Origin of the sequence: Mesorhizobium sp. LSHC412B00, assembly GCF_000503035.1 — a bacterium.
GTDB lineage: Bacteria > Pseudomonadota > Alphaproteobacteria > Rhizobiales > Rhizobiaceae > Mesorhizobium.
On the sequence record NZ_AYWB01000009.1, the window covers coordinates 86,224 to 102,138 of the forward strand.

Genomic DNA, 15,915 nt, shown 5'->3' on the forward strand with positions numbered 1-15,915 from the left:
GACATGCAGGCAAACATCGGCAGTGGCGAGGCTGAGGTGTCGCTCTCGCCGCTTTTCGTGGAAAAGTCCTTCGATGATCTTCCCGGTTGGAATTTCGATGACCATCTGCCCGCTTTCGAAGCCTTCCGCCGTTCGGCCTTTCATGTCCTGAACAAGCCCTACCGCACCGGTTCGTTGGGCGTCCGGTTCGACGCGTTTGCCGGCGCTTATGACGAGGCGCGCACCGTTTCGCCGGCGAATCGGTCGGCGGCCAAGGGTTTTTTCGAGCGCCATTTCGCCCCAGTCCAGATTCGATCCGAAAACCCCGGCCTGGTCACCGGCTTCTACGAGCCGGAGGTCGAGGCCTCACCAGTGCGCACGGATGAATTCACGGTGCCGCTGCTGGAGCGGCCTTCCGATCTCGTCGACATCGATGATGCCAACCGTCCTCGAGGGATGGACGACTATCTCGCCTTCGCCCGCGATACGCCGCAGGGCCTGGTGGAGTATTTCGACCGCAGTGAGATCGAGAGAGGCGCGCTGGCCGGCCAAGGCCTGGAAATCGCCTGGCTTGCCGACAAGGTCGACGTCTTCTTCATCCATGTGCAAGGTGCGGCCAGGCTGAAGATGACCGACGGCCGGCTTTGCCGCGTCACCTACGCCGCCAAATCCGGCCAACGTTTCAGCGGTCCGGGGAAGATTCTCGCCGAACTCGGCGAAATCCCACTGGAAAAAGTGACGATGCAGTCTATCCGCGCCTGGTTCAGGGCGCATCCGGATCGCGTCGACGAGATCCTCTGGCAGAACCGCTCCTATATCTTCTTTCGCGAAGCCGATGTCGACGATGCCGCACTCGGTCCTATCGCCGCCGCCAAGGTGCCGTTGACGCCGGGCCGTTCGCTCGCGGTCGACCGGCTGCGGCACACATTCGGTACCCCCTTCTACATCGACGCTCCGTCGCTGACCGCCTTCGACGGAAAACCGTTCCGGCGGCTGATGATTGCGCAGGACACCGGCTCGGCCATCACCGGACCGGCGCGGGGCGATCTGTTCGCCGGCTCCGGCGATGCGGCCGGCGAGATCGCCGGCGTCGTTCGCAATGCGGCCGATTTCTATGCCTTGGTTCCACGCGCTCTCGTTTCGGAATCGAATCGATGAGCAAGCGCCCCGATAAACTCAACGAAGACGACCGGGTGCTGTGGAACCTGGTGGCGCGCACCGCCCGACCGCTGAAGGGCCGGACCGCGGTCGAGATTCCCGACATCGTCGTCGACCCCAAGCCGGCACAGACGCCGGTCGCTGTCGGTCCGGTCCTCGCCGCCAAGCCGAAGGCGCAGCATGTATCGCACGCGCTGGACGAGCCGACATTGGACAAGCTGAAGAAGGGCCGGCTGCCGATCGAAGGCCGCGTCGATCTGCATGGCATGACCCAGGACGAGGCCTATTCGCTGCTGTTTTCGTTCCTGCACCGGGCCCATGCCGGCGGCATCCGCTATGTCCTCGTCATTACGGGAAAAGGGTCGTCGTCGGGCGGCGACGGCGTCTTGCGGCGCGCCGTGCCTGCCTGGCTGTCGACGCCTGCCTTCCGGCCGCTGGTCTCCAGCCACGATCACGCCGCCCGCAACCACGGCGGTTCGGGCGCGCTCTACGTTCGACTCAGGCGAACCCGCTGATGACGCCGTTCGGCGAAAAACTGCGGGCGCTTCGAGCCGAGCGCGGCTTGCGCCAGAAGGACATGGCGCAGGCGATCGGAGTCAGCGCCGCCTATTTGTCGGCGCTGGAACATGGCCGCCGCGGCGCGCCGACCTGGACGCTGATCCAGAAGATCATCGGCTATTTCAACGTCATCTGGGACGATGCCGAAGAGCTGGCGCGTCTGGCCGAGGCCTCACATCCGCGGGTGAGACTCGATACGTCCGGCCTCAGTCCTGCCGCCACCGAGTTGGCCAATCTCCTGGCCGAAAACATCGAGAAGCTGGACGAAGCCGAGCTTGCCCGCATCACCGCGTCGATCCGGGCCGCACTGGAGCGGCGAGAGTAATCCGGTAAGCGATGCCAAGGCGCAAGGTTTGCTTGCGCTGTTCCTGAAAGCGATGCCCGCCGGCCGATAGCCAGCGGGCATATGTCACGATTACTTCGCGCCGGCCTGGCCGCCACGGCCGCCAGTGCTGTCATGATCGCCGCCGCGGCCACCGCCCAGGCAGTCCGAGTTGAGCTCGCAACAGCGATTGCCCCAGTTGTTGGTCTTGGCGCAACCGGTCTGATCGGCCATGGCGGATCCGGCCAAGGAAGACACCGCAACAACGGCGAGGAAGGCATTACGAAGGAAAGCAGTCATTTGAAGTCTCCATGTTTGGGTGGTTGGGTTCTGGTTACGGCTGTGTGTCGCCGCTGGAGACGGTTTGGTTCACGCAGGTAGCGAAATTTTTTGAGGAGGCGTTTCGAGAGATAAGATTTCGAGGGCAGCGCTGCCCTCATCCGCCTGCCGGCACCTTCTCCCCGTAGTGACGGGGGAAGGGAGATAGCCGCTGCGCCGGCACCTATTCCGCAGCGTTGATGAGGGGCGGCGCTGACTCATCCTGAAGATGGCGCGCGGGCCGATATCCCGCTCGTTCGAAAGCGTCGTGTCCTTACTGAACCGCGCCGACCAGTACCTGCTGGCCGCCGCGGATCGAGACCCAGCGGCCGGTGTTGTCGATGGCCTGCCGCTTGAGGAAGCGATAGCCGGTGGCGTCCCAGATCTTCACCTTGTCGGTCAGATTGTCGAGGACGTAGTCGCCCTTGTCGGTGCGCACGGTCAGCACGGCATGGCCTTCGCCGTCCGGCTTGCGCACGACGGTGATCAAGAGATCGGCCAGCGACACGCCAGAGCGCGAGAGCTGGCGGCGCTTTTCCAGCACATAGTCTTCGCAATCGCCGACGCCCTTGTCGGGATAGGCCCAGACCTCGTCCTTGCCATAGATGTCGTAGTCGCTCATCGGCTTGACGGCGGCGTTGACCCTTGACGTCACGTTGATCAGCTTGCGCATGAAGGCGTCGGTCATCGCGGCGGGGTTGAGGTTGCTCGGCCGGATCGAGCATTCGCCGGGCTGGGTTTTACAGAAATCATAGTGGCCGATCGGCTGCGAGGTCATGCCGCCCGTCGCCATGGCGCCGCCTGCAAGTGCCGGCACTGCCCAGCACGCAGAGATCGCCAGCCCTGCTGCCGCCCACAAGCGCAGCGTCCGTGCCATCGGTGAGGAAGTCATTGTCCCCGTTCGCCCTTGTTCTTAACGAAAGGTTAAAGGGGATTTACACTCCGTGTCAATTATAAGGGGAGCCAGATTCTTCGGCATGGTTACCCGCGCCCGCCCAACAGCGTCTATTGTGCAACAGAACGCCTGTGGCGCGCAAAATCGCCCCGCTTTTGTGGGCAATGCACGCTGCAGCCGGATCGAGCCTCAGCTTTTGGCGGAGCGGACCAGCCTTGGTTTCACCGCAACCCGGTTCTGGCGGCCGTAGCTGGTGATGAAATCGACGATGCGCGGCACGATTTCCGAGCGGAATCGCGACCCGTTGAAGACGCCGTAGTGGCCGACGGCCGGCTGCATGTAATGCGCATGCCGGTCAGCCGGGATGTTGGGGCAGAGATCGTGGGCGGCCTGGGTCTGGCCGAGACCGGAAATGTCGTCGTTCTCGCCTTCGACCGTGAACAGCGCGACATTGCGGATCGCCTTGGTGTCGACCACCTCGCCGCGATGCGTCATCTCGCCCTTGGGCAGCGCATGGCGCACGAACACCGTGTCGACGGTCTGCAGATAGAATTCCGCCGTCAGGTCCATCACCGCCAGATATTCGTCGTAGAAATCGCGGTGCTTCTCGGCATTGTCGCCGTCATGCTTGACCAGATGCATGAAGAAGTCCTTGTGGGCGGTGATGTGGCGGTCGAGGTTCATGCTCATGAAGCCCGACAGCTGCAGGAAGCCCGGATAGACTTCGCGGCCGAAGCCCGGCACCGGCCAGGGCGCGTGCATGATGACGTTGTCGCGGAACCAGTCGATGCCCTTTTCCTTGGCCAGAAGATTGACCGCGGTCGGATTGCGGCGGGTGTCGATCGGCCCGCCCATCAAGGTCATGGTCGAGGGCACGAAGGGATCGCCGCGCTTTTCCATCAGCGCCACCGCTGCCAGCACCGGCACCGAAGGCTGGCACACCGCCATCACATGGGTGTCCGGCCCCAGCGCATGCAGCATGTCGATGATGTAGTCGATATAATCGTCGAGGTCGAAATGGCCGTCGGTCACCGGTACCATGCGGGCATCGACCCAGTCGGTGATGTGCACGTCGGCATAGGGCAGCATCGCCTCGACCGTGCCGCGCAGCAGCGTCGCATAATGGCCCGACATCGGCGCCACAATGAGAAGCTTGGGGTCGGCCTTTCGCCCGGCGGGCACCGACCGCTCGAAGCGGGTAAGATTGCAGAACGGCTTCGACCACACCGTCTTTTCGCTGACCTCGACGCTCTTCCAGTCGACCACGGTCTTGCTCAGGCCGAAATGCGGCTTGCTGTAGCGGCGCGTTGTGCGCTCGAACAGTTCGGCGGTGGCGGCGACCGAGCGGCCCCACGGCGTATGCGAAAACGGATTGAGCGGGTTGGTGTAGAACAGCCGCACTGCATCGGCATAAAGCCGCGCGGGCTGCAGGGCGGCATGGTTCATTTCATAGAGCTGGTAGAACATCAGGTACTCCGCAGCTGCCGTGACCGAAGGGACGACGGACAGCGCCGAGCCTTGAATGTCTCGCGCGGAGGTTAACAAGATATTGCTGCGATGCAATACGTCACGTGGCGTGACATATGCCAATCTTTCGTCCAAGGCCTTGAGAAACCGCGTTGGGCGGGTGCAGCCGGCTCAATGTGCACTGCAAAATGCAAGGCTGTTGGACGACGGGGCAGGATGTGTCCGGCCCGATCGGGCCGGACTTGGACAGATCTAGACGCGCGCCATGCACACCGAGGTATGGCCGGAGCCGATGAAGCCGAGTTGGCCGGCGGCGCCCTTGGACAGATCGAGCACGCGCCCTTTGATGAACGGGCCGCGGTCGTTGATGCGCACGATGACGCTGCGGCCATTATTCTGGTTGGTCACTTTCAACTTGGTGCCGAAAGGCAGGCTGCGGTGCGCGGCGGTCAGCGCCGACGGGTTCATGCGTTCGCCATTGGCGGTCCTGGAATGCAGTGCGTACCAGGAGGCGCGGCCGCACTGGCCAGCGGCGGAGGAGGCGGATGCACCGACCATCAGGCCAGCCGCGATCGTTACCGCGACAAGCGCGGTCTGGTTTGTTTTCTTCATGTTGGGGGGATTGGCTCCGTTTTCGACAGACCCCAGCCGTTAAGTGTGGAATAAGGCAGGAAATGCGGCAAGCATCGGGCAGTTCCGTGGCACCGGCACACGTTTGGAGTCGCTGGGAAACAGTTTGTCAGGCATCTTTCGTGTGGCGCGGCCGTATCGCCGGCGATATTGCGAGCTGTTTCACAGATTCCGTGAGCAAGGCAGGACGTTATAGTACAAGTACAAGAGAGCGCGATTGGGCGCCGTCCTTTCGCTCTGTCATCACGGTCATGGCGCAGTTGACGATCGACTTCGGAAAGGAATCTTGGCGATGAGACTGTTCAGATATCTGCTGGCTCTGATCGTACTGGCCATCGGCGCGCTGTGGTCGCTGTAGGGCATTGGCGTGGTCGGCGGCAGCTTCATGACCGGCCAGTCGCAATGGCTCTATATCGGCATCGTGACCATGCTGGTCGGTTTCGCCGGGCTGGTATGGGCGAGCCGTTCGCCGGGGTGAGTTGCGACGAAAGTCGACCGCCACAGATCGACCCCCACTCCGTCGAGCTTCGCTCGACACCTCTCCCCCGATCGACGGGGGAGAGGAAAGGCGCGAGCCTTGCAGGGGCGCGAACTTATGCGCCTGGCTCCCTTCCTCTCCCTCCGGAGGAGGGAGAGGTGGCGCCGCGAAGCGGTGACGGAGTGGGGGAAGGCGCTGGTCAAACCCGCAGTCGCAAACAGGCACAACCCGGCGAGCAAGAAAACAGCCACCCCTTATTGCCGGTCCATTCTGTTACCTATCTATCCGGTTCGGATAGAATGCCCTGCCCGCGACAGCACTACCCGAACAGCTGATCCAGAATCCTTCCCTCCAGCCTGGCAAGCTCGACCGAACCGCGCCGGCGCGGCCGCGCCACCGACACGTCGAGATCGAGCGCGATGCGGCCCTCGTCGATCACCACCACCCGGTCGGCGAGCGCAACCGCCTCGGCGACGTCATGCGTGACCAGCACGGCGGTGAATTTTTGCTCCAGCCAGATGCGTTCCAGAAGCTGCTGCATTTCGATGCGGGTCAGCGCATCGAGCGCGCCGAGCGGCTCGTCGAGCGCCAGGATCCGAGGCTGGCCGATCAGGGCACGCGCCAGCGCCACGCGCTGCTTCTGGCCGCCCGACAGCACCGAGGGCCATTCGTCGGCGCGGTCGGCGAGGCCGACTTCACCCAGGATGGCGAGCGCGCGCCGCCTGGCTTCCGCACCGGTGGCAAGCCCGGTCAGCCCGACCTCGACGTTTTTCACCACGCTGGCCCAGGGCAACAGCCGCGGCTCCTGGAACATGAAGCGGCTCTCTTCCCCGGCGCCGGCCTTCGCCTCCGGCCCGAATGTAAGGGATCCAGCGGTTGGCCGATCGAGCCCGGCCAGCAGCCGCAACAGCGTACTCTTGCCGCAGCCGCTCTTGCCGATGACGGCCACAAACTGTCCGACGGGCACATCGAGATCGATGCCGTCGAGCACGACCTTGTCGCCAAAGCGCTTTTCCACGCCCTTGAAGGCAAAGGCGCGCTGCCTTTCGACGGCCTCCTCCGGCCGTGACGGTTCCGGCGCGGCGACGAAGGAACGGATGGCGGTCAGGCTGGCGGTTGGCATCGAACCCTCAGGCGTTCTGGAAGGCGGGATGCCAGCCGAGCGACAGCCGCTCGAGCAGGCGGGCGAAGCTGTCGGCAAGCTTGCCGAGCAGCGCATAGATCAGGATCGACAGCACGACCACATCGATCAGCAGGAATTCGCGTGCCTGCATGGCCATGTAGCCGAGGCCGGAACTGGCCGAGATGGTTTCGGCAACGATCAGCGTCAGCCACATGATGCCCAGCGCATAGCGCAGGCCGACGAAGATCGCCGGCAGCGCGCCGGGCAGGATCACCTGAAAAAACAACGCGCGGCGGTCCATGCCGTAGACCCGGCCCATCTCGACCAGATGCGGGTCGACGCTCTGGATGCCGAGCAGCGTGTTGACGTAGATCGGGAAGAACACGCCGAGCGCCACCAGGAACAGTTTTGCTTCCTCGTCGATGCCGAACCACAGGATGACCAGCGGGATCAGCGCCAGATGCGGGATGTTGCGGATCATCTGCAGCGTCGTGTCGGTCAGGCCGCGGCTGAGCGCCGACAGCCCGTTGGCAAGGCCGAGTGCAAAGCCGATCGAGCCGCCGATGGCAAAGCCGGCCAGCGCGCGCAGCGTGCTGACGCCGATGTTCTGTATCAGCTCGCCCGACAGCGTCAGCCGCCAGAAGGCCTCGGCCACCGCGCTCGGCGCCGGCAGCACATTGGCGGGCATCACGCCGGCGCGGCTGGCGGCTTCCCAGCCAATTATGACCAGCGCCGGCAGCAGCCAGCCGATGCCGTTCTGTTTGACCCGTTGAGCCAGGCTCATGACGACGCCTGAAGGCGGTTGGCGCCGTGGAAGCCGACGGCGAATTCATTGGCGATGTTCTCATGCGCCCGTGCCCGCCTGGTGCCCAGGCCGAGACGCGGGAACAGAAGCTCGGCGACGCGGTAGGCTTCCTCGAGATGCGGGTAGCCGGAGCCGATGATGGTGTCGATGCCGATCGCCTGATACTCGCGGATGCGCTCGACGATCTGCTCGGGCGAGCCGACCAAAGCTGTGCCGGCGCCGCCGCGCACCAGGCCGACGCCGGCCCACAGATTGGGCGAAACCACCAGCCTGTCGCGGCGGCCGCCATGCAGTTCGGCCATGCGCCGCTGTCCCACAGAGTCCATCTCCCTGGTGAAGCGGGCCTGGGCATTTTCGATCTGGGCATCGGTGACGTGGCTGATCAGCCGGTCGGCGGCGCGCCAGGCCTCTTCCTCGGTCTCGCGCACGATGAAATGAAGCCTGATGCCGAAACGCAGTTTGCGGCCGCGCCGTTCAGCCTTGTTGCGCGCCGCGCTGAGTTTTTCCGCCACCTGCGCCGGCGGCTCGCCCCAGGTCAGGTACATGTCGACGAGATCGGCGGCGAGCTCCTGGCCGGCATCGGACGAGCCGCCGAAATAGAGCGGCGGCCGCTCCTGTTGCGGCAGAAGATCAAGGCGGCCATTGTCGACGCGGTAATATTTGCCGTTGAAGTTGACGCTCTCGCCCGACACCAGCGCGCGCCAGATGGTCAGGAACTCTTGCGCCTGCGCATAGCGCTCGTCATGCGGCAGGAACACGCCATCGCCGGCAAGCTCGGTCGGGTTGCCGCCGACCACGACATTGAGCAGCAGGCGGCCATTGCTCAGCCGGTCGAGCGCCGCCGTCTGGCGCGCCGCGAAGGTGGGCAACGTCACGCCGGGCCGTAGCGCCACCAGGAATTTGAGCTTTTCCGTCAGCGCTGCAAGGCCGGAGGCGGTGATCCACGAATCCTCGCAATTCTGCCCGGTCGGCAAAAGCACGCCGGGAAAGCCGAGCCGGTCGACGGCCTGTGCGATCTCCTTGAAGTATGCGAACTCCGGCGGCCGCTGCTGCTGTTCGGAGCCGAGATAGGAGCCGTCGCCATGCGTCGGGATGAACCAGAAGAAATCGAGCGGGCCGGCTTGCGGGCTTGATGAAGCGGTCATGGCGAAATCCCTGAGGCTTGAAACGGCAAAGGCGCCGGGCGTTTTCCGCCCGGCGCCACACAAGAAAGTTCAATTGCCCGGTGCGGTCCACACGGCGTCGGAGATGCGCACCGCGTTCGGGATCAGCTTGAGCTTGTAGAAGCGATCGGCTGTCGCCTGCTGGCCGGCGATGATCTCGTCGGTGATCGGGAAGATGCCGAATTTGGTGCGGTTGGCCGCGATCGTCTGTGCATCGAGCGGCACGCCGGTCACCTCATGCAGCGCCGCGGCAACCTTGTCGCGGTTCGCGTCCGCCCATTTCGCCGCCACGCCGAGCGCCGATATCGTCGTGGCGATCGTCTCCGGATGCGCCTTGGCGAAATCCTTGTTGGCGAGGAAATAGGTGTTCACCTTCAGCACCTCGCTGGAGCGCGCCAGCACGCGCGGCTGGTAGCGTGTCTCGGCGATGGCGTAGAACGGATCCCAGACCGCCCAGGCATCGATCTGGTCGCTGGCGAAAGCCGCCGCAGCATCGGCCGGGCTGAGATAGACCGGGGTGATCTGGTCGAAGGGGATGTTTGCTTTTTCGAGTGCCGCGACCAGCAGATTGTGCGCGCTGGTGCCTTTGCCGACGCCGATGCGCTTTCCCTTGAGGTCGGCGAGCGACTGGATCGGCGATGCCGGCTTGACGAAGATCGCTTCGCCGTCGCCATTGGCCGGCAGTGCCGCCGCATAGACGATGTTGGCGCCGGCCGACTGGCCGAAGATTGGCGGTGCGTCGCCGGTCCAGCCGACATCGATGGCGCCGACATTGAGCGCCTCGACCAGCGGCGGGCCGGCGGTGAATTCGACCCATTTCACCGCGACACCGTTGTCGCTCAGCGCCTTCTCGATCACCTGCTGCTGCCGGGCGATGACCGGCAGGCCGGTCTTCTGATAGCCGATGTTGAGCTGCTTCAACTCCTGCGCCGAGGCACTGAGCGAGGCAGCAATCCCCGCCGCCAAAAGGCCAAGGCCGAAAACGCGTCTGGTCAGGCTGAACATGATCCCTCTTCCTTCGCTGCGAACCGGCGCCGGGAAGGGCTCCCTGCCGTGGATGAGAGACAAGGCTAGGTAGGTCTATAAATTTAGTAGAGAAACGATTTTGCGAGTTGGCTGCTTGACGTGGAAATATTTTCTTCAGAACCCAGCGCTCGTCATCCTAGGGTCTGCGCTGCGTCGCTTCGCTCCTTGCTTCGCCTAGGATGACGAAATCGCGAAGGCTGGCGCTAATCTCCATCACCTCACTGCGACCAATACTGCCAGGCCCAGTAAAATCCCTCGTCGCGTGGCGGCAGGCGGTCGCGTTCGGCGTCGAGTTGCACCGGGGCCGGCGATTTCGGTTGCGGCTGTGACGACGAGTTCTCCCGCCAGGCGAGCAGCCAGTTGCCGAGATGGGCGAACAGCACCGCGGTGGACTGGGTCATGACATCACTCCTTCTGTTCCGAATCGGCGGTCGCCGTGCTGCGAAGGGAAGCAGCCGGTCAAACCGGCAGAAACTTGTTGTCATTCCTTTCCCGCCCACGGAACCAGCTGACGCTCGATCCGGCGGATGATGAATTCCAGCACGAAGGCTATTGTCGCGATCACCACTATTCCCATCACCACGACATCGGTGACCAGGAACTGGGCGGCCGACTGGATCATGAAGCCGAGGCCGCGCGTTGCCGCCACCAGCTCGGCTGCAACCAGCGTCGACCAGCCGGCGCCGAGCGCGATGCGCAGGCCGGTGAGGATCGACGGCAGCGCGCTGGGCAGGATGACATGGCGCACCACTTGGCGCTGCGTCGCACCAAGCGAACGCGCCGCATCGATGCGCTCCTTTGAGACACCGCGCACGCCCGAGGCCGTCGACAGCGCCACCGGCGCCAGCATGGCGATTGCGATCACCAGGATCTTTGACGGCTCGCCGATGCCGAACCAGATGATGACCAGCGGCAGATAGGCGAGCGGCGGGATCGGCCGCAAAAATTCGAGCAGCGGATCGAAGATGCCGCGCCCAATGGTGCTGATGCCTATGGCGAGACCGACGGGCACGCCGACGATGATGGCCGCGACCAGCGCCGCGAACACGCGGCCGAGGCTGGCGACGATGTGCTGGAGCAAAGTCGCGTCGACGAAGCCGTCCTTGATCACCACGATGAACTTGGTCCACACAGCGGCGGGCGACGGCAGGAACACCGGCGACACCAGTTGCAGGCGCGCAGACAGCGCCCATGCCGCCAGCACGGCCAGGATGGTGACGGCGCTGATCGCCCGCGAGGAAACCCCGCGCCGCTTCCGCACCGGCCGCGACCACGGCACCGAAATGGCATCGGCCTCGCCGGTCCCGGTGGCCGGCCGCTCGCTGTAGGAGGTTACGCTCATGCCGCCTCTCCTTCGAAGATCGCATCGGTCAGCTCGCCGCGCGCCGCGGCAAAGGCCGGATCGGCCTTGATGGCGCGGATCGGCTCGCCTGCGGCATAGCGCCGGCTGAAGCCGGTTTCGAATGTCCGCACCACATGGCCAGGTCCCGGCGCGAGCACGACGATGCTTGTGGCCAGCACCAGCGCCTCCTCGATGCCATGCGTGACCATCAGCACGCCGACCCGGCTTGCGGTCCACAGGTCGAGCAGCGTCGTCTGCATGCGCTCGCGCGTCAGCGCATCGAGTGCGCCGAGCGGTTCGTCGAGCAGCAGGAATTCCGGCTCGGCCGCGAGCGCTCGGGCGAGGCCGACGCGCTGGCGCATGCCGCCGGACAATTCCCAGATGCGTTTGTCGCCGACGCCGTCAAGCTTGACCAGCGCCAGCAACTGGTCGGCGCGGCGCGCCCGCTCGGCTTGCGGCACGCCGCGCAGCCTGAGCGCAAAGCCGACGTTTTCACGAGCCGTCAGCCAGGGAAACAGCGCATCGTTCTGGAACACGACCGCCCGGTCGGAGCCTGGGCCGGTGATCGGTCTGCCGCCGATCGTGGCGACCCCGCGCGCGGGTTCGACCAGGCCGGCGGCGACATTGAGCAGCGAGGTCTTGCCGCAGCCGGAGCGGCCGACCAGCACGACGAAATCGCCCTTGGCGACATCGATGGAAACTCGGTCGACCGCCGGCGCTGCTTGGCCGTCATAGTGAACCGAGGCCTTGTCGAGTACGAGATGCGGGTCGAGTACGAGATGCGGCATGAAAAGGGGCTCCGGAAGAAAATCAGCCTGCCCCGGCCCTCGTTAAGCGGATCCGGGACAGGCAGCACGCGGCGTCAGGGAAGAGGAAACCGCGCGTGTTCAGAGCAATTCCAGGAAAAGTGTGAAGCGGTTTTCCGTCCGGAATTGCGTAAAACTGAAGATCAGTTCGAGGCCAGAGCCTCGGTCACGTATTTCGACGACACGTATTTCGAATAGTCGGGCAGCACGGCGTCGATCTTGCCCTGCTCCTTGAGGAAGGCCGAAGCTGCCTCCATCGCCTTGACCGTGCCGCCGCCGAGGAATTTGTCGGAAGCCTGCTCCTCCAATGTCGGGAAGACGTAACCCTTGAGGAGCTGCGGCACCTCTTCCAGTTTGGCGCCGGTGATCTTGGCGATCTTGGCCGCTTCCGGCGACGAAACCGACCATGCCTCGGGCTTGGCCAGGAACTGGGCATAGGATTCGCCGGTCACCTTGACGAAATCGCGCACGGCGTCCGGGTTCTTTTCGGCGAAGTCGGTGCGCACGATCCAGGCGTCGAAGGTCGGCGCGCCCCAGGCGGCAACCTGCGAGGAATCCAGCACCACCTTGCCTGTCGTCTTGATCTGGCCGAGCGCCGGATCCCAGACATAGGCCGCGTCTATGTCGCCGCGGGCGAAGGCGGCGGCTATTTCCGGTGGCCTGAGATTAAGGATTTCGACCGACTTCGGGTCGACGTTTTCGTGCTTCAGCGCGGCAAGCAGGCTGTAATGCGTGGTCGACACGAACGGCACCGCCACCTTCTTGCCGGCGAGGTCGGCGATCTTCTCGATGCCGGATCCATTGCGGGCGACCAGCGCCTCGGACTGGCCGATCAGGCCGACGACAAAGATGGTCTGGATCGGCAGTTCGCGGCTGGCGGCCGCGGCCAGCGGACTCGAGCCGACATAGCCGATATCGACCGAACCGGATGCGACGGCGGCGATGACATCGGCACCGGAATCGAACTTACGCCAGTCGATCGTTGCCTTGGTCGCCTTTTCATAGGCGCCGTCGGCCTGTGCTACTTTCGAAGGTTCGACCACCGTTTGGTAGCCAATGGTGATGTTGAGGTCCTGCGCCTGGGCCGGGCCGAGGAAGGCCGCACCCGCCAAAGCTGCCGACGACAGGAGGACAATGCGTCGCGAAATGCTGGACATGAAAGGCTCCATGAAAAATGAGAAAAACCGGATGCCTGTTCATAGTCAGCTAATTCTATCATTCTTGTAGAGTTAAATCGTTCCAAGGAAAAAGCACTTGTTAGAAAAAAACCAACGGCTGATGCGGGCGCGGTGACCGGCCCGTGTCGGACCGTGCACAAACGCAAACGGCGCCCCAAAGGTGCTGAAGAGTTGGTGGTCCTGCCAACCCTCGCTACGGAAGAGGCCTGATTTGGTGCTCGGCGCGCCGCTTGCGGCCTGCCGCAGGATCGATGTCGAGCCGTTGAGCCTCACCGACTTCCGCAGCGACGGCCACCGCTGGATGCTGCGGTCAAGCGGCGTGCCGGTGGCCGCCAAGGCCGCCCGGTCTCAGAGCGGCAAGGCGGCGTCCTGATATCGGGCGCAGGGCGGCGCCCGAGTTGTCGGGAGTCATGTTCGCCGATCCGCGGGCTGCGACCCAAAATTCCCGGCAAAGCCCCAAATGGCGCAAATCCATGCTGTAAAAGACGGTTGATTTGAAAACACGTTCCGCGTGTTCGAGGGTAAGTATAGTAATCTTATCGACATTGGGAGCAGGAGCCGCCGTTCATCGCCGCAATCGCTCGCGGCTGGCTGTGACCGTAACGGCACAAAGCCTTGCTAAAGTGGCCCCTGCGGCGTGAAAACGAAGCAAAATCAAGGTTTCTCGGCTTGTATATCATGTCAGTAGAATTTATGTGTCGAAGCAGCTTGCACGCGGCGGGGAGGCACGTCAGGCGTTTCGCAACCGATGGTTTGGGCCATCGCCTGACAGAGAAACATTCGGTCTATGCTCACCAAAAAAGGCAAGTACGGCCTCAAGGCGCTGGTCCATCTGGCGCATCTGCCGGTGGGACAGCTCGCCTTCGTCGGCGACATCGCCAGCGGCAACAACATCCCGAAGAAATTCCTCGACGCCATTCTGGGCGAATTGCGCAATGCCGGTTTCGTCCAGAGCCGCAAGGGCAAGGATGGCGGCTATCGCCTGGCGCGCCCGGCCGACGAGATCAAGGTCGGCCATGTCGTGCGCGTCCTCGACGGACCGCTGGCGCCCATCCCCTGCGCCAGCCGCACCCAGTATCAGCGCTGTGAAGACTGCAATGAGGCGACATGCCAAGTCCGACATCTGATGCTCGAGGTCCGGCAGGCGATCGCCGAGGTGCTCGACCAGCGCACGCTGGCCGAGATGCGCGACATCGTCCTCGACGACCTTCCGGTCGCGAGGGACATCGACGAGCTTGCGCCGGCGCAAAAGGTCCCCGCCTGATCCTGAGCGTGCTCGCATGAGCGTCGCGCGCGCCAATTCGATCATCCGCAGCTCGATCATCATCGTCGGCGGCGGCGCCAGCGGCGTCGTGCTTGCCGCGCATCTGCTGAAGTCGCCCAACCCGGACCTTCGCGTCACGCTGATCGAAAAGCGTCCGCATTTCGGCCAGGGCATCGCCTATTCGACGCTCTTATCGGCGCACGTGCTGAATGTCAGCGCCGCGGGGATGAGCGCCTATGCCGACGATCCCCTGAATTTCTGGCGCTGGTTGCAGGGGCGCGGCCTGATAAGCCAGGAACAGACGCCGCAGACACCCTTCTATGCACCGCGCAGCGTCTATGCCCGCTACCTCAAGGAAGTGCTCGACGAACTCGAAGCGCGCGAAAAGGAAACCGGCCGTCTCAGGCTGATTCGCGAGGAAAGCCTGTCGATCTCGCCGACATCGTCCGGTGTCGAAGTGGTGCTGGCCAACGGCACCAGCGTCGTCGCGCATCTGGCGGTGCTTGCCACCGGCCACGACGAGCAGCCCGGCGCCGGCCAAGGTCATGCCATCCGCATGGGCACCGAGGCCGACACAGCGCTCGATCCTGAAGCCCGCGTGCTGGTGCTGGGCACCGGGCTCAGCATGGTCGATGCCTTCCTGTCGCTCGAGCAGCGCGGCCATCGCGGCGAGATCGTCGCCGTGTCGCGGCGCGGCCTGCTGCCGTCGCCGCACCGCAAGGGCAACCCGATCAAGCTCGACGTCGCCGACATTCCGCTCGGCACGCAGCTCTCCTATTTCGTCGGCTGGTTCCGCGACCTGATCCGAGAAAACCAGAAGGCCGGCATCGACTGGCGCGACGTCGTCGATGGGCTGCGACCCTTCAACCAGAAGATCTGGCAGAACTGGCCGTCCTCGGCCAAGCGCCGCTTCGTCGAGCACACCAAGGCCTGGTGGGACATCCATCGCCATCGGCTGGCGCCCGAGGTGCATGCCCGCGTCACCGAGGCGGTGCGCACCGGCCGCATCCGCCCGGTCGCCGGCCGTGTCGTCGGCATCGAGGCCGGCGATGGATTCACCGTCGGCATCCAGTCCCGCCACACAAAGGCGCTGGAAACGCTGCAGGTCGCCCGCATCTATGATTGCACCGGCATCGCCCGCGACATCTCGACGACGTCGAACAGCGTCGTGCGCTCGCTGGTCGACCGCGGCCTGGCGCGGCCCGACCCGCTGCGGCTTGGCCTCGATGTAACGGCCAAGTGCGAAATCATCGCCGGCGACGGCACCGCATCGGCCAAGATCCTCGCCGTCGGGCCGCTGACCCGCGGCACCTTCTTCGAGATCGACGCCATCCCCGACATCCGCGTGCAATGCGCTAGGCTGAGCAAGCAGCTGCTGGGGTAAAGCTGTTGACGTCGGCGGG

18 protein-coding genes are annotated in these 15,915 nt (G+C 64.3%); 6 read left to right on the forward strand and 12 right to left on the reverse strand.

The annotated features are described in order from the left end of the window. The first annotated feature begins 36 nt into the window (after positions 1-36). The 3 genes from X757_RS147115 to X757_RS147105 are packed head-to-tail and all read left to right on the forward strand — an operon-like array spanning position 37 to position 2,020. Positions 37-1,137 carry a murein transglycosylase A gene (locus tag X757_RS147115; RefSeq protein WP_023726729.1) on the forward strand — a complete coding sequence of 367 codons (1,101 nt, stop codon included), beginning with the start codon at positions 37-39 and terminating at the stop codon, positions 1,135-1,137. Further along, positions 1,134-1,652, forward strand: a complete 519-nt coding sequence (locus X757_RS147110; RefSeq protein WP_023672101.1) for a Smr/MutS family protein — start codon at positions 1,134-1,136, stop codon at positions 1,650-1,652. Before X757_RS147115 ends, X757_RS147110 begins: the two co-directional genes overlap by 4 nt. Then, positions 1,652-2,020 carry a helix-turn-helix domain-containing protein gene (locus tag X757_RS147105; RefSeq protein ID WP_023687588.1) on the forward strand — a complete coding sequence of 123 codons (369 nt, stop codon included), beginning with the start codon at positions 1,652-1,654 and terminating at the stop codon, positions 2,018-2,020. The genes X757_RS147110 and X757_RS147105 overlap by 1 nt, the downstream gene beginning before the upstream one ends. A gap of 90 nt (positions 2,021-2,110) precedes the next feature. Here the strand turns inward: X757_RS147105 and X757_RS147100 are convergent, their stop codons facing one another. From X757_RS147100 to tauA, 12 genes are all read right to left on the reverse strand, one after another. Then, positions 2,111-2,317, reverse strand: a complete 207-nt coding sequence (locus X757_RS147100; protein WP_023710325.1) for a hypothetical protein — start codon at positions 2,315-2,317, stop codon at positions 2,111-2,113. Between the two features lie 292 nt (positions 2,318-2,609). Beyond that, on the reverse strand, positions 2,610-3,227 hold the full coding sequence (locus X757_RS147095) for a transglutaminase-like cysteine peptidase (protein ID WP_023672098.1): 618 nt from the start codon (positions 3,225-3,227) through the stop codon (positions 2,610-2,612). Positions 3,228-3,419: 192 nt separating this feature from the next. Next, on the reverse strand, positions 3,420-4,697 hold the full coding sequence (locus X757_RS147090; RefSeq protein WP_023710326.1) for a polyhydroxyalkanoate depolymerase: 1,278 nt from the start codon (positions 4,695-4,697) through the stop codon (positions 3,420-3,422). Between the two features lie 252 nt (positions 4,698-4,949). Next, a complete protein-coding gene (locus tag X757_RS147085) occupies positions 4,950-5,309 on the reverse strand; it encodes a septal ring lytic transglycosylase RlpA family protein (protein ID WP_023672096.1) in 360 nt (119 codons plus the stop codon). 815 nt (positions 5,310-6,124) lie between these two features. Beyond that, a complete protein-coding gene (locus X757_RS147080) occupies positions 6,125-6,928 on the reverse strand; it encodes an ATP-binding cassette domain-containing protein (protein ID WP_023702437.1) in 804 nt (267 codons plus the stop codon). 7 nt (positions 6,929-6,935) lie between these two features. Next, positions 6,936-7,712, reverse strand: a complete 777-nt coding sequence (locus X757_RS147075) for an ABC transporter permease subunit (RefSeq protein WP_023706945.1) — start codon at positions 7,710-7,712, stop codon at positions 6,936-6,938. Beyond that, entirely contained in the window at positions 7,709-8,878 is a 1,170-nt protein-coding gene (gene ssuD, locus X757_RS147070) for an FMNH2-dependent alkanesulfonate monooxygenase (RefSeq protein WP_023726730.1), read from the reverse strand. The genes X757_RS147075 and ssuD overlap by 4 nt, the downstream gene beginning before the upstream one ends. A gap of 69 nt (positions 8,879-8,947) precedes the next feature. Beyond that, positions 8,948-9,901: a sulfonate ABC transporter substrate-binding protein gene (locus X757_RS147065; RefSeq protein WP_023726731.1), complete on the reverse strand. Its 954-nt coding sequence runs from the start codon at positions 9,899-9,901 to the stop codon at positions 8,948-8,950. 239 nt (positions 9,902-10,140) lie between these two features. Beyond that, a complete protein-coding gene (locus X757_RS147060; RefSeq protein ID WP_023672089.1) occupies positions 10,141-10,323 on the reverse strand; it encodes a hypothetical protein in 183 nt (60 codons plus the stop codon). Between the two features lie 80 nt (positions 10,324-10,403). After that, positions 10,404-11,264, reverse strand: a complete 861-nt coding sequence (locus tag X757_RS147055; RefSeq protein ID WP_023702434.1) for an ABC transporter permease subunit — start codon at positions 11,262-11,264, stop codon at positions 10,404-10,406. Beyond that, positions 11,261-12,052 (reverse strand): taurine ABC transporter ATP-binding protein, encoded by a 792-nt coding sequence (locus tag X757_RS147050; RefSeq protein WP_023726732.1) that lies wholly within the window; start codon positions 12,050-12,052, stop codon positions 11,261-11,263. Before X757_RS147050 ends, X757_RS147055 begins: the two co-directional genes overlap by 4 nt. 161 nt (positions 12,053-12,213) lie before the next feature. Further along, complete coding sequence (gene tauA / locus X757_RS147045; protein ID WP_023672086.1) at positions 12,214-13,227, reverse strand: taurine ABC transporter substrate-binding protein; 1,014 nt, start codon at positions 13,225-13,227, stop codon at positions 12,214-12,216. 232 nt (positions 13,228-13,459) lie between these two features. Here tauA and X757_RS1000000168020 point away from each other — a divergent pair, with 232 nt between their 5' ends. The 3 genes from X757_RS1000000168020 (at position 13,460) to X757_RS147035 (ending at position 15,896) form a co-directional block, all read left to right on the forward strand. Further along, positions 13,460-13,621 (forward strand): hypothetical protein, encoded by a 162-nt coding sequence (locus X757_RS1000000168020; RefSeq protein ID WP_023706948.1) that lies wholly within the window; start codon positions 13,460-13,462, stop codon positions 13,619-13,621. A gap of 414 nt (positions 13,622-14,035) precedes the next feature. Then, entirely contained in the window at positions 14,036-14,512 is a 477-nt protein-coding gene (locus X757_RS147040) for an Rrf2 family transcriptional regulator (protein ID WP_023672084.1), read from the forward strand. Positions 14,513-14,528: 16 nt separating this feature from the next. Next, positions 14,529-15,896 carry an FAD/NAD(P)-binding protein gene (locus X757_RS147035; protein WP_023672083.1) on the forward strand — a complete coding sequence of 456 codons (1,368 nt, stop codon included), beginning with the start codon at positions 14,529-14,531 and terminating at the stop codon, positions 15,894-15,896. The last annotated feature ends 19 nt before the right edge of the window (positions 15,897-15,915 follow it).

Coding starts and splice junctions, on each gene's coding strand:
- X757_RS147110 (WP_023672101.1), top strand. CDS start 1,134: ATGAGCAAGCGCCCCGATAAACTCAACGAAGACGACCGGGTGCTGTGG.
- X757_RS147105 (WP_023687588.1), top strand. CDS start 1,652: ATGACGCCGTTCGGCGAAAAACTGCGGGCGCTTCGAGCCGAGCGCGGC.
- X757_RS147100 (WP_023710325.1), bottom strand. CDS start 2,317: ATGACTGCTTTCCTTCGTAATGCCTTCCTCGCCGTTGTTGCGGTGTCT.
- X757_RS147095 (WP_023672098.1), bottom strand. CDS start 3,227: ATGACTTCCTCACCGATGGCACGGACGCTGCGCTTGTGGGCGGCAGCA.
- X757_RS147090 (WP_023710326.1), bottom strand. CDS start 4,697: ATGTTCTACCAGCTCTATGAAATGAACCATGCCGCCCTGCAGCCCGCG.
- X757_RS147085 (WP_023672096.1), bottom strand. CDS start 5,309: ATGAAGAAAACAAACCAGACCGCGCTTGTCGCGGTAACGATCGCGGCT.
- X757_RS147080 (WP_023702437.1), bottom strand. CDS start 6,928: ATGCCAACCGCCAGCCTGACCGCCATCCGTTCCTTCGTCGCCGCGCCG.
- X757_RS147075 (WP_023706945.1), bottom strand. CDS start 7,712: ATGAGCCTGGCTCAACGGGTCAAACAGAACGGCATCGGCTGGCTGCTG.
- ssuD (WP_023726730.1), bottom strand. CDS start 8,878: ATGACCGCTTCATCAAGCCCGCAAGCCGGCCCGCTCGATTTCTTCTGG.
- X757_RS147065 (WP_023726731.1), bottom strand. CDS start 9,901: ATGTTCAGCCTGACCAGACGCGTTTTCGGCCTTGGCCTTTTGGCGGCG.
- X757_RS147060 (WP_023672089.1), bottom strand. CDS start 10,323: ATGACCCAGTCCACCGCGGTGCTGTTCGCCCATCTCGGCAACTGGCTG.
- X757_RS147055 (WP_023702434.1), bottom strand. CDS start 11,264: ATGAGCGTAACCTCCTACAGCGAGCGGCCGGCCACCGGGACCGGCGAG.
- X757_RS147050 (WP_023726732.1), bottom strand. CDS start 12,052: ATGCCGCATCTCGTACTCGACCCGCATCTCGTACTCGACAAGGCCTCG.
- tauA (WP_023672086.1), bottom strand. CDS start 13,227: ATGTCCAGCATTTCGCGACGCATTGTCCTCCTGTCGTCGGCAGCTTTG.
- X757_RS147040 (WP_023672084.1), top strand. CDS start 14,036: ATGCTCACCAAAAAAGGCAAGTACGGCCTCAAGGCGCTGGTCCATCTG.
- X757_RS147035 (WP_023672083.1), top strand. CDS start 14,529: ATGAGCGTCGCGCGCGCCAATTCGATCATCCGCAGCTCGATCATCATC.